This window comes from Paenibacillus sp. FSL R7-0313, assembly GCF_037969885.1.
GTDB lineage: Bacteria > Bacillota > Bacilli > Paenibacillales > Paenibacillaceae > Paenibacillus.
This window is the reverse complement of sequence record NZ_CP150219.1, coordinates 2454967-2467566: the sequence shown is the minus strand read 5'-3', so window position 1 is coordinate 2467566 and position 12600 is coordinate 2454967. Positions and strand designations below refer to the sequence as shown.

Annotated in this window: 14 protein-coding genes; 2 read left to right on the top strand and 12 right to left on the bottom strand. The window is 41.4% G+C overall.

The genetic code is table 11. From position 1 onward, the window contains the following. Window positions 1–203: 203 nt before the first annotated feature. The gene (locus tag NSQ38_RS10850) at window positions 204–1034 is read right to left on the bottom strand and encodes an SDR family oxidoreductase (protein ID WP_133387030.1); all 831 of its coding nucleotides are present in this window, start codon (window positions 1032–1034) and stop codon (window positions 204–206) included. A gap of 46 nt (window positions 1035–1080) precedes the next feature. Further along, window positions 1081–1833: an SDR family oxidoreductase gene (locus NSQ38_RS10845; protein ID WP_339789104.1), complete on the bottom strand. Its 753-nt coding sequence runs from the start codon at window positions 1831–1833 to the stop codon at window positions 1081–1083. A gap of 115 nt (window positions 1834–1948) precedes the next feature. Between NSQ38_RS10845 and NSQ38_RS10840 the strand changes: the two genes are divergently transcribed. Continuing rightward, window positions 1949–2392 (top strand): MarR family transcriptional regulator, encoded by a 444-nt coding sequence (locus tag NSQ38_RS10840; protein ID WP_133387028.1) that lies wholly within the window; start codon window positions 1949–1951, stop codon window positions 2390–2392. Window positions 2393–2712: 320 nt separating this feature from the next. Here NSQ38_RS10840 and NSQ38_RS10835 read toward each other — a convergent pair whose 3' ends face one another. The 6 genes from NSQ38_RS10835 to NSQ38_RS10810 form a co-directional block, all read right to left on the bottom strand. Continuing rightward, window positions 2713–4581 (bottom strand): DUF4832 domain-containing protein, encoded by a 1869-nt coding sequence (locus NSQ38_RS10835; RefSeq protein ID WP_339789102.1) that lies wholly within the window; start codon window positions 4579–4581, stop codon window positions 2713–2715. Between the two features lie 664 nt (window positions 4582–5245). After that, window positions 5246–6133: an SDR family oxidoreductase gene (locus NSQ38_RS10830; protein WP_289390322.1), complete on the bottom strand. Its 888-nt coding sequence runs from the start codon at window positions 6131–6133 to the stop codon at window positions 5246–5248. A gap of 223 nt (window positions 6134–6356) precedes the next feature. After that, window positions 6357–6965: an NAD(P)-binding domain-containing protein gene (locus NSQ38_RS10825; protein ID WP_133387025.1), complete on the bottom strand. Its 609-nt coding sequence runs from the start codon at window positions 6963–6965 to the stop codon at window positions 6357–6359. 312 nt (window positions 6966–7277) lie between these two features. Then, a complete protein-coding gene (locus tag NSQ38_RS10820; RefSeq protein ID WP_249912834.1) occupies window positions 7278–7622 on the bottom strand; it encodes an antibiotic biosynthesis monooxygenase in 345 nt (114 codons plus the stop codon). 160 nt (window positions 7623–7782) lie between these two features. After that, window positions 7783–8130 carry a helix-turn-helix domain-containing protein gene (locus NSQ38_RS10815; protein WP_133387023.1) on the bottom strand — a complete coding sequence of 116 codons (348 nt, stop codon included), beginning with the start codon at window positions 8128–8130 and terminating at the stop codon, window positions 7783–7785. A gap of 660 nt (window positions 8131–8790) precedes the next feature. After that, window positions 8791–9129 carry a helix-turn-helix domain-containing protein gene (locus NSQ38_RS10810; RefSeq protein WP_249912833.1) on the bottom strand — a complete coding sequence of 113 codons (339 nt, stop codon included), beginning with the start codon at window positions 9127–9129 and terminating at the stop codon, window positions 8791–8793. 106 nt (window positions 9130–9235) lie between these two features. On the opposite strand from NSQ38_RS10810, the gene NSQ38_RS10805 reads away from it, so the two are divergent. Beyond that, window positions 9236–9619: a RidA family protein gene (locus tag NSQ38_RS10805; protein ID WP_133387021.1), complete on the top strand. Its 384-nt coding sequence runs from the start codon at window positions 9236–9238 to the stop codon at window positions 9617–9619. A gap of 149 nt (window positions 9620–9768) precedes the next feature. Here NSQ38_RS10805 and NSQ38_RS10800 read toward each other — a convergent pair whose 3' ends face one another. The 4 genes from NSQ38_RS10800 to NSQ38_RS10785 all read right to left on the bottom strand — a co-directional run bounded on the left by NSQ38_RS10800 (window position 9769) and on the right by NSQ38_RS10785 (window position 12552). Next, complete coding sequence (locus NSQ38_RS10800) at window positions 9769–10263, bottom strand: phosphotransferase (RefSeq protein ID WP_339789100.1); 495 nt, start codon at window positions 10261–10263, stop codon at window positions 9769–9771. A gap of 241 nt (window positions 10264–10504) precedes the next feature. Continuing rightward, on the bottom strand, window positions 10505–10762 hold the full coding sequence (locus NSQ38_RS10795) for a hypothetical protein (RefSeq protein ID WP_249912830.1): 258 nt from the start codon (window positions 10760–10762) through the stop codon (window positions 10505–10507). 490 nt (window positions 10763–11252) lie between these two features. After that, on the bottom strand, window positions 11253–11918 hold the full coding sequence (locus NSQ38_RS10790) for a cyanophycinase (protein WP_339789098.1): 666 nt from the start codon (window positions 11916–11918) through the stop codon (window positions 11253–11255). Between the two features lie 73 nt (window positions 11919–11991). Then, entirely contained in the window at window positions 11992–12552 is a 561-nt protein-coding gene (locus tag NSQ38_RS10785) for a GNAT family N-acetyltransferase (RefSeq protein ID WP_339789095.1), read from the bottom strand. Window positions 12553–12600 lie beyond the last annotated feature (48 nt).

Here is a 12600-nt window from a genome sequence, read left to right as displayed (position 1 = left end):
CCATTTTTACACAAAACTCTGTCTGTCCAACGAAGTGATTAGGACATCGCTATTTCAACGTGGCCCCCTCCCAACCTAACTCCGCCCGTCCCTCTTTCAGTTTTACGGAGATCATTTTCCCTCCTGTACATTAAAGTGGGTTATTGTCTATTAAATGAAAAATGCTCCCGTACCTGTGGCTAAAATGTACGGGAGCATTTTAATTAGCTGTTGAAGTAGTGCGATTGTTCGAGGTCGGGAATCAGTGCGGGTTGTACAGGGCGCCATCCCAGAAGTTCCTGAGTTGCAATGCTTGATCTCGGGATATCAAGCATTGCAAGTGTGCTGAGAAAGCCGAAGTGGGTCTCTGCCTCTTCACGTGAAATACTGACTACAGGTACGTTCAGTTGCTTACCTATAACACTCGCGATGTCGCGGAATGGCACACCTTCATCTGCGACACCATCCAGTCTTGCACCGGCGGGTGCCTCTTCTAAAGCAAGTCGGTATAAATGTGCGGCATCAAGGCGGTGCACAGCTGGCCACCGATTGTTCCCCTCTTCTATATAAGCTGAAAAGCCCTTTGTTTTGGCAATATTGATTAGTCTTGGTACAAATCCTGTATCACCCGCTCCGTGTACTGACGGACAAAGCTCTACAATCGATGTCCGCACTCCGCGCTCTGCCAGCGATAACACTACGTTCTCTGCTGCAGCTCCATTTGCGTGCGTAGTGATTACGAAGGGTTTACCAGATCCTTCAAGTGCTGCTCCCATCGCTTCTACGGCATGCAGATCTGTTGTGAGTGCTCCAGCGAAGTTCGAGAAGTCGTGGTTGAATGCCAGATGAATGACGCCTTCCGCAGCAGCCACGCCACTACGAAGGCTGTCGAGATCCTCGATGTCACCACGGTGAACTTCGGCCCCAGCCTCTTTTAGTTTCGCAGCGCTATTGTCTGAGCGCACAAGACCGGTGACCTGATGACCGGCATCAATGAGTTCGCGGATGACAGCGGAACCGATATAACCTGTTGCTCCTGTTACGAAAACACGCATTAAGAAATCCCCCTTAAGCTACTATCTATAATTGTATAAACGATAATTACCACGCAATGGGTCCATCCTCATCTGAAAATGTTCCTGTTGGACCGTCTGCTCCAATCATGGCAAGCCGAACCGCCTCACGCGCCCCTTGTTCCACACTACGAGTACCAGCAAAATTATTAAGCGCAGTCGATGTGAAGCCTGGACATGCCGCATTGACCTTGATGTTAGTGGATTCAAGCGCAAATGCAAAGGCAAGTGTCACCGCATGAACAGCCGCTTTGGATGCCGAATAGGCACCAAACATCGCACGATGCGAGTTTTCCGGAATAGAGTTCCAGCTAAGGGAGCCGCCGGTACTGCCCATATTTACGATACGTGCTGCCGGGGCCTCCCGCAAAAGTGGCAACATCGCCTGCGTGACAGCAATAACACCAAAAACATTAGTTTCATAAACTGTACGAATATCATCAAGTGAAGCAACGGTCAAAAGACCACTCGCCGCGCCCCCGTTCGGAAACGGATCACCCGATCTGCCTGCGTGCGAGATCCCCGCATTGTTCACAAGTACATCGAGACGTCCGAATTCGTTCCGAATACGTTCTGCTGCTGCAGCGATAGAGCTCTCATCTGCAACGTCGAGCTGGAGAGCGTGTGCATTTGAACCGATGCTATTTGAGGCAGTTTCTCCATTCTCGAGGCTACGAGATCCGACGAGCACGGTGAATCCGTGTTCCGTGAGGTCCTTCGCAATTTGAAGGCCGATACCTTTGTTAGCCCCAGTGACCAGAGCGACGGGTTTATTTTGCATAGTTATAATCTCCTTTTTTTGCGATTGGTGGGCAATGCGACTTAAGTTGACGTGTCAACCATAGATCAAATTTAGCACATTGAAGTTGACACGTCAACCATGTTATTATGCACCTATGGATAAAAACGAACTTAACGAAGAAGAAATGCGAATATGGCATATGTGGAAAGGTTCCTTTCAGAGCATCTTCGGTCGTGTTGTCAAAGATATGTCCGATCACTCAGGACTGTCAGAGGGTGATTTTGGAGTATTGGACCGATTAGTCCTTTTTGGCGACGGTAGCCTTCGCCAACAGGAATTAGCCGACTCTATGGCCTGGGATAAAAGTAGGTTATCTCATCACTTGAAGCGTATGGAAAAACGAGGACTAGTGATGAGGAAACCATTAGACAACGATCGCGGAGTACAAGTCAGTATCACTTCTTCTGGAAAATCAATGTTAGATGATGCCCGTCCCTTCCTCTCCAAGGCAATTCGCAAACATTTTTTTGAGCAATTAACCGAACAAGATATTGAGTTGATTACTAAGTTGGCGGAAAGGACAAACGCAGGGTCTTAGCTTACTATGGTATAAAGTCCCGCCATTGGGACCACGTTTAATACCATGAAATGAAGAATGGATAGGAATTCAGCTGTATGCTGATTACCTATCCATTTCTTTTCCTTTTTTTGAATATTTAAAAAAATCAGAACGAATATTCAGTGTTTTTTTAGTGAGTATATATCTATTGTGTTAGAAATCATTTGAATTTCAAATGAATTGTATGAAGTTATACCCATTTTTGAAATGAGATCAATCAAAGAAAATTCCCAACTCAAGTATTCTAGTGGCAAAGGGGAAAACATGGTATGGTTGTAATAAGACTAATGATTAGCTATTCATTCGAATCGAATCTCATCTATCCAGATTGTACTTTTGCCACCATGCCAGAAAGTCATCGTCAGTTGTCCTGGGCTGCTGCGATCTATCCCCTTTGCTGCCAAATCAATCGCAACTTCTTTAAAACTGGTTGTTATCTTATCCCCGCTGAAAGCTGCCAGTGTTTGGGACGCTCCGCCGATCGAGAGCTGCATATGATGTTGTTCACCGCCGTGTTCACCTCTGATTCTAATTACCATTTTTGAATAATCCCCTATGTTTTGCTTAATATCAGAGCCAAACCATCCGTTATTGTTATACTGAAGCTTCAACGCCCCGGATTCAATGACACCTGCATCGTTTACGAACCCGTTTGCTCCCGTCCATTTGTTAATACCATTGCTTCCCGGCCAGCTCATTAAGTCGTTAAATTCATCTAGGACTAAACCGCTACTTCCGCTACTATAACCGCCGTCATATGGAGTTTGAGTTAAGCTATACGAAAGTGTATTTTCAGACTTCAAGCTGTCGAAAGGCCCGATGTTCTGGTTAGCAGGATCCATGCCAATGCCCACTTTTCCAAGCGGTGTCCTGCCGCCGGTATAATAATTTGCATTGGCAAATCTTGCACTCGGACGATTGCCGTAAGGATCAAGAATGGACAGCGCCAAGGTGTAAGTACCCGCTGGCAGGTTGGAAGGGATATCAAATTCCCCGGAAACTTGCTGATCCGAAGGCATCTGATCATATTGACGCGTAGAGCTGTTCCAATCGTCACCTGGCATCCAATTCCGAATATCCACATTGTTGAAAATGCCCTTCCAAGCAACTGTGCGATCGCTCCTCAGCAAGCTGACTTCAACGGGCCAGTTATAATAGAACGGGGAAGAACCCTTGTTTACAACTTGAAAAGATACTTTCATTTTCTTACCTGGCTGAACGTTCTCGGAAAATGTCGCTTGATTGATGACGAATCGATATCCGAGTTCCTTCTGCATCAGTGCAGCTCCCTGAGAGACAGCGGGATTTTGGGCATCGTACAGGTCAATCCACCCTAGACTGGTCGTATGCGTCTTTTTGATCCAATCGATAACATAATTCAGATGCTTTATATCGCTTAAAGTATCATCCGGAGAATCGCCAGGCTGGATATGTTTCTGTCCCCAATCATAAGCAACCTCGCCGCCGTTGACTTGCGTTCTCCAGTTATCTCTAGCAACAATGCCTTCCCCACCTTCCAGATCATCAATTAATGCGAATGAGTCCCACAGAAGTCCGAAATCATAATTCTGGAACGTATCGGGATAACGCACTTGAACTTTCTTGTTTTGAAAAGCTTGCTCGGCAGCGTCGGCTAAAGCTGTCTGGAAGCTAAGCGGAATCCGATCGGTCTCATCGGCAAGTTGATCCGGGTAAATATGATGTTCTCCCCAATTACCCCACAATCCCAGCTCCACATAAGCAACACGGGGATCGTTATCCCAAGCTTGACCAAGCTTTTGAATAAATGCAACGAGACGATCTTTCAATATATTTGTTGTCCAACGTGTAGCCAAGTCACCACTAGGAACCCCAGGGGGCCAAAACTCTCCTTCGTTCGGATATACGATGAGAACACGAGGAATAACTTTTTTATTCTGACTTTCAATGCCTTCCCAGGCTGCATTGCTCCAATCCATGATTTTCTGAACAGAGTCCGATGATGCATTTTCCAAGTCCGTGTATTTGATATAGTGCTTAAAAACAGTTCCGTATTCATGACTCGGAAATTTAGTGTCATTCATAAACCGTGTAGGTCTAAACCCCTTAAAAGGATTCTTGAAAGCCTCTTGCGTTTCAATTAGATTAACGGTGATCATACCAGCTGCTGCGGACGTTTTAGGAAACATTACCGCTAATGGTCCTCCTATTAATAACCCAAGAGTTAATAACATGGCCATTGATTTAAGTGATTTTCTCTTCATTAATGAATACTCCTAATATCTGATATAAAGTTTCTTTTTCTAGTGTTAAATTAAGTTTGCATCAACAAACATAAGTCTTACATTATGTATCCGTATTTCTCTGAATCGGTTGTTTCTCAACAATTAACAACCTAAATGAAACAATCTTTTTCATTTTGTGATCTTGTTTTCACCTCACCAGCCCAGTAAGTTACTCCAAGATGGCTAAGCTAAGATGTGTGTAGCTCATGGTGGATTCTCCTTGTGTGAAAGGTGTGTTATGGTGACTTCACTCTACACGAATCCGACCATGTGCCCTTATTTATACTTCACACTACAATCCGTCATAGCAAACAACCGCTAACCCACATATTTATGAATTAGCGGCTACAAATTTATCTGTTCACAAAAGCTACATCATTTTCGAAGTATCTTATATTCAATAGTTCGGACCACCGCGTTTAGGGCTTTATTGAAGGTTCGGAGTACTTTGCGGCGATTAGCTGGTAAGGCGCTCCTTTTAACTCTGACCAATATATCGCCTCTGGCGATCTTGTAGTCAAAAGTCGTGAACTTCACATCAAAAACCTCTTGAGGATCATAGAAGCTTTCAATCTTCAATTTTAGAAAACGGCGATTTGATTTTAAAGAATTCTTTATACGTTATTGGTTTTCGGCCAATCAGACGTTCAAGATCTCCAGACGTCTCCGAGAATTCTCCAGTGTTGATTCCTCGCACCCAACCTAATAAGAAATCAGTCATAAGAACAGGTAAACCATTCGCTACCATAGTGTCTATATATTCTTTTTCGCTAATTGCCTCATAAGGGATATTCATCTCATTAATCTCCGAGAGAGCTTCAGCGATGTCTGCAAAAGAGCTTCCCTCGCTGCCACTTAAAGTATATGACTTATTTTCGTGCCCGTTTTGAGTGAGAACGGCTACGTTGGCTGCCGCCAAATCGTCCAGAGATGCAGCGGCTACTTTACCGGAACCCGCGGGTACTCGCACGCCGACTTTAAGCGCATCTCCGAAATACGAATGCATGACTTCAAGATACGGTGGATTCCGCAAAATAGTATAGTCTAATCCGGATGCTTTAAGCGTTTGTTCAGCAAATAAGTCTGACATCGATACTTCGGGCACAATAAGATTTGAATTTTCTCTTCGTATGATCGACGTAAAAATCACTTGTTTGACACCAGCCTGTTTTGCAGCTGCGATGACATTGAAATGTTGCGTATTGCGGTCGGTAAATGCTTGCGCGGAAATAAGCATTACTTTTTCAACACCATTAAAAGCCCGCAGAAGTGAGTTATAATCAAAATAGTCGCCCTTGTGAGCTTCTATACCTTCTTTAACAAACTTTTTTATTTTTTCGGATTCCGGATCACGTACCAATACAGCGATCTGATTTGACGGAACTTTTTTCAGAAGAAGCTCTAGTGTCCTGCTGCCGAGATTACCTGTTGCACCAGTAATAAGTATTTTCCCCATATGAATAACCCCTTTGTACTTTTATTAATGCTTAAATTTTATACTAGAAACCAATAAGGACTTCGAATCGTTGACCAGTTTTATGACTATATGATTGACTGAAAGCCCTTAACGTTAGAGGGTGCATGAATATGGAAGTCGGTAAATGTCCACAAATTACGAAACATTTCAATCAATAAGATTTGGTTCACACAGCTGCTGGCACCTACTGCCTAGAATAGCGTTATCGTACACTGTATCTCTCCAACAGATTTAAATTTAATCCAGCAAGAGGACCTCCTATTTGCTGCAGCAGACCGCCCTGGCTTAAGGAGCCAAGATCAATACAGGCAAAACCAATGTTCTCCCAAATTTCTTGCAAGACTTGTTTGGTTTGGATGTCGTCACCGGACATGAATAGGACAGTCTTCGGCTTCTCTTCCGTGTAATCCTTAATCCATTCCATCGGAACACTGTTAAAAGCTTTGATTACCCGAGCACCCGGAGCATATTGGGCTACGATTTCACTCGAATTCTTTCCTGATAATTCACCGACTAAAGGTTCCATATTTTCAAAGCGATTGGTAGCATCAATAAGAACACGGCCTGTCCAGTCAGGAACCATGGACAAAGCAGTAGGCATTTGCGGCCACATTACGCTCAAAATTACAAAGTCCTGCTCAGCTGCTTCTATAGGTGTTCCAGCTTTTGCGCCAGTACCGAGCGAGCTTACCAGGTCTGAGAGCGTTTCGGGACCACGGCTATTACTGAGAACAACTTCATGACCGTGAAGCAAGAGATGCTTCGCCAGCGTTTGAGCAACTATTCCAGCACCAATAAAGCCAAATTTCATTAGGCACCTCCATGAAAATTTATTTGTTTAACATTCTCATCTTATTCTCCAATGAAGGTAAGTTGGTCATAATGTAACAATATCAGTTACATTATGACCAAAAAAAAAGGTTATTAACTTCCTGTGCCTTTTTTATCATATCATCCACATCATCTTTTATCGTGAAGCTAGCGAGAACATCTTCCTTTGATTAAGTTTGGCAGTAGATCAAGTGACTGTTGTTTCACGGTGAAATATTCAGAGATTATTTGTAAAATTCGAATTTGGAGGCTGCAGAATGGATTGCAAGTGATAATCCTTACCTTTAAAAACTTACCGTCTTACATTCGTCAGTGTACTTCCCCATTCACCGACTGGTTCAAGCCAGCTTACGATTCTATCATCAATTAGGTTGGTAAGTGCACCTTCATACTCAGCACGATAAGGTTTATTAAGTTCGTGTTGAATCCAACTTTCTCTTGTACCCTGCCAGATCTCATAGATGACAAGATCATCAGAATGATCAAGATCATCGGAGACGATTGCATTGACAAAGGTAGGTTCACTCTTGAAGTTGCTAATCATTGCAAATAGACTTTCACGGAAAGCTTCTTTCTTACCAGGCTTAATTTTAAAACGTATATTGAGAATTATTTGACTGTTGTTCGTTGACATCATTCGAACACTCCTCTTATTAATTTTTTTAATTTCTTCATGGTCACAAGTCTCATTATGTACTATGTATCACTTTTAAAATAGTACGTACTTTTTGGTTATATAGTAACCAAAAAGTGATAATTGTGATGAAATGCAGAATAAATTGATTTTTTAAATTACTCTATTCTACATTTAATCTCCGATATTCATCCTTGTTCCATGTCTTCTCTGCATAATCCTGACCCCAATCACAAAGAGCTCGCAAAGTGGGTTCAAGTGACATACCCATTTCTGATATTGCATATTCCACTTTTGGTGGTACCTGATTATACATTTTTCTTATAATCAAATTATTACTCTCCAACTCCCGCAATGACTGTACTAACATTTTCTGAGAAATTGATGGTATGAGCCTTTTCAATTCACCGGTCCGTTTAGGACCTTTTATTAAGTAATACAGTATAAGAGGTCTCCACTTTCCGCCAATGACATCTAAGGTTATTTCCAGATCACAATAAAAAGTTTTCAATTGAGAAACACCATCCCTTATTTAATTTCCATTATTATAGTACATGTGTTGATTAAATCCACCTCCCTTGCCATATATTCTGTCTGTTTTTATCAATGCTATTACATGGTCTGTTTAAATCAGATAATTTTCAAGACAATTGAACTAACCGGAAATAATTGCTCAAAATGCCTGAGTTGTTTATCCTTTTTCAAGATTCAAGTGCGAAAAAAAGAGCTACCGCGTACCCTAACTAGGAATGGGTAAATCCAGTTCAGTCAGGGGCTTGCTCCAGCTCTTATACATTCTTATATATAACTCCTATGTGTTGATTATCCGTTAAGCTTTGACATTTCTTCTTTTATGTAACGTGTCCCATGGACTACATGTTTAGGGCTGACATCTTCAATTGGGGCCAAATCTTCGGAGCTAAGCTAGATTTCGAGCTGCAGTAATCGACAAATTCTTTGGCATTATGAAGTCAAAATTAAAAGGCATGGGCCCGGTACAATACCGAGCTCATGCCCACCAAAGTGCAAAGAAATATTGGTTTAACTTTAAGGGCACTGTAATGTTGATCGGCTGGTTTCTTGATTATATTGAGTTATCGTTTCTATGTTAGCGTACCGTTCTCTATGCAACGATCCTATTTTCAAACCGTTTTTTTGTAAGCCAAGATCTCTAGGGTTGATTTTTTGCTCCCCACTCGCAAAACCCTTCTAAGACCGGTAATAGTGTTCCCGCTTTATCTGTAAGACTGTACTCGACTTTAGGAGGAACTTGAGGATACTCTCTCCGTATTACCATACCGTCCGCTTCCAATTCTTTAAGTTGTGAACTCAGTGTTTTGAAAGTAATCGCTCCGACCTGTCTTTTTAGATCATTAAAGCGAACCGGTTGATTTTCTGCCAAAAGATACATAATAACCATTTTCCATTTCCCACCAATAACTGACAATGTATACCCAAAAGGTGTATCCTGAATATTTTTAACTTTCCCCTGATATTCAGCCATGCTCATATTTCCACTATCCTTTCTGATAGTACCTATCATTAAAGTGCGTACTATTTTTTTATAAGTACTCATTTTATACTAGCCTTACTTTGAAATAAAGGAGAGAAAAAAAATGACTACTGTCAAAACTTATAATCACAATCTATGGGATCACGGCATATCTCAAGGCTACAGCGTCAACGGAACCATCTACATTTCGGGACAATTTTCCCACAATTCGGAGGGCACCTTCGTTGGTGAGGGCGATATTGAAGCACAAACCCTGCAAACGCTGGAAAATCTCGATCGCGTGTTGGCGGAATTTGATATTACAAAATCGAACCTCGCTTATGTGGAGATTTATTTGACAAACGCACAAGAGCATATAGGGCCATGTATCAAGTTGTTTAGGGAATACATGGGACAACACCGGCCCGCGGGCAGCTGTATCGGTGTGACCTATTTGGCTTCACCTGAGCAGCTGATCGAAATTAGCGCTGTTGCACACACAAACTAAGTCTATTACCGTTTTGTATGTTTCACTAAAAATAGTAGTATATTGCTGTTAACTTAAAGAAACTGCAGTCGATCCATTGCTCGGCTGCAGTTTTATCATATTCAGCTATTGTTTCTCGTTAGCTCAATGAGTATCCTCAATTTAGTCGTTCAAAACTCATCGATCAACGAGATACCTTTAGTAATCCTCATTCTACTATCTTGCAAGAAATCGCGGGTCCAGTCATCTGGTTTGCTTAAATCCCAGCTCCGATGCATACCGACAACCAAAATGATTTCGCGAAGTCTAAGGAATAGCTTCAACAAATCCTTCCAGTTGTCTGGCATTCGTCGACCATCCTCTATATAGCCTAGCTCGAAGTGCTTTATGAAAAGTTCATACTGGTCCTTTCGTTCGAATTTCGAATCTTCTCCGAATACATATAGCAAGTAATACAGCTGGATAGCAATATCCTCGACATACCAACTGTACTGACACTCGTCGAAGTCAAAGAGAGTTAATCCCCCAGCTTCATTGATCGTGAAGTTTCCCACATTAATATCTCCGTGGATCAAACCAAAATTATCTGCATTAACAGGCAGACTCGCCAATTGTACTTTAAGTTCATCAAGGGCAATAAGGATTGGTTGAAGTTCTGACGGCAAGTAAATCCTCGGCTCGTAAGAGGTGTTCATTAAACTCCCAAGTGTGCCTTTTGGCAATCGTAGGGTTGTAAAGCTTCGCTAATTCATGAAGTCGGCCCGTTATACGTCCACACTTTTCATAAAGTATAGAATTGCCTAGACATTCTGGATATCCGATTTTACGACCTGGTGCATGTTTAAAGCAGGTTACGTAAAAATCCATTTTATTTCCTTGAACTAGTTAACAATATTATCCATTAATTTAATAAATAGGTTCTGACACTGCTATACCACTCTCTGAAAGATAATGAATCCAATCCATTTCTGCTACAAGTCCTTCCGCCGTGCGAAGAGTGCTCGGAGTGAAACGGAGAATATATTTCAATTCATCGCGATTATAGGAATATATAAAGTTTTGAAAACCTCCAATGAAAGTGAGTTCCTCTTGGCTGCCCCCATAACGCGCGGCGCCTTCTGCAGCATGTTCGTCCAAGAACAATAATTTTATTTTTGGGTCCATTAGCTCTCCTTAGTAATATAGATTAAATTATGGCCTAACTCGCTGTTGCCTAAATTTAATAAAATGAATGCCTGGTGACATGCGAAAGCCCCACTTTCAAGATTTTTATATCCATATAAATCATACTAATCCAACTTTTTACAGTCAACTAAAATGGTTGATCTATTGCGCTATCCTGCCCGTTAGCTTAATAAGGAACTCATCATCCTAATATAATTTTCGTCTTCTCTACTTTCTGTAAAGGTATACCACTAAGGATCGTTAGCATTTTTGCAACGATCCCTATTGTCAGTCCGCTAGTTGAAATAAGTAACTGATCACTTCGATACCCTGCCGACTATAAGTCCTAGGGATATTAGATTGCATCTGTTTACCAACAGTATTCCAATCATAGAAAGGAGACCTGAGATGATTCGCCTGTTAGCCTTGATTTTATACATTTTATACATCAAAGGGATTACTTATGTAAGGTCACAGCCACTCACCCTAATTAGAGCGTCTCAACCAACTTCTGAATCTTTGAGTGGGAAATTAAATATACAGGACCCATTGTTTCTATGTTGCCGTCCTTTACACGTATAGCGCTCTCCTGTTCTGCCGCATAAACATCAATCTCTTCAGACAAGGGGAACAGGTAGCCTTGAACAAACGTGGCGTAGTCGCGTTGAGAATGAGATTCATAGGCAAAATGATCAAAGCCAATACCATCATAAATAGTACTTGTTTCCAGTTCATCAGTGTTATTCAAGCTTAACCATTTTGCAGCCATGTTTAACGCACCGGCGCTGGCACCCATTATAACGGCATTGCTATTCTTAATCGCATTCGATAGTTCATAATCCAACAAAAAATCGTTCTGCAGAACAGGATATCCACCACATAAAAAAATGACAGAAGCGTTTCGAATGAATCGCTGAGCATCTTCTTTCTGCATACGGTAATCAATGAAATGATATTCATCAAAAATAATGTTAGCCTGATTCAACCAGGTCCATTCAGAAATATCATCCATGTTAATTTGCTCATCTGTATAACCAGACGGGTCAGCACTAATCATAACAAGCGATTTTCTGTCTTGTATATCCTCTTGCAAACAATGGACCAGCTTCTCAGGAAAAAAATGATTAAACCAACTGAAATAGTAGTGAGTTTTCAAACTTAATTACCTCCATATGTATTATTTACATTCATCGCTCGTTGGCTTAACAAATCGCATCAGTAAAAGATGCTTACTTTACTAATGCATATATGTTCGTGTCTCTTAATTCGCTTCCATCAACAGACAGATCTTCATTCCTGATAACACCTTCCAGATCAAACCTCAACCTTTCGGGAATCATCTTGCTTTTTGTGTTTTTGGTGTCACAACGTATTTCTATTCGATTTGCATTCAAATGATTAAAAGCAAAATCAGTGATACCTTGTACAGCTTCAGTCATATAACCTTTGCCACTATACCTAGTATCAATCCAATACCCAATTTCAAACTTTCGAACTTCCCAATCAATGTTATGTAAGCTAGAAGAGGCTACTAATTGCCCGGTATCCTTCAAAAATACAAGTAGCCTTAGGTTTTCTCTACTTAGGAATTTAATATGCGCTTCTCTTATCCTAAGTTCTGAATTATACTCCTTATGTTTTTCCTGAGCCCATTTCATCCAAGGCTTCAACTCTTCAATGGAAGCATTTACAGCTTCACATACTACCTTTCCATCACCTGGTTTAGGCATTCTAATCATTAGACGCTCTGTAAAAAATTCACCCGGAAAATCAATCATGATAGGATTCATAGACAACCTCTTTTTATATGCATTATACAAAATAACCCAATTTATTGA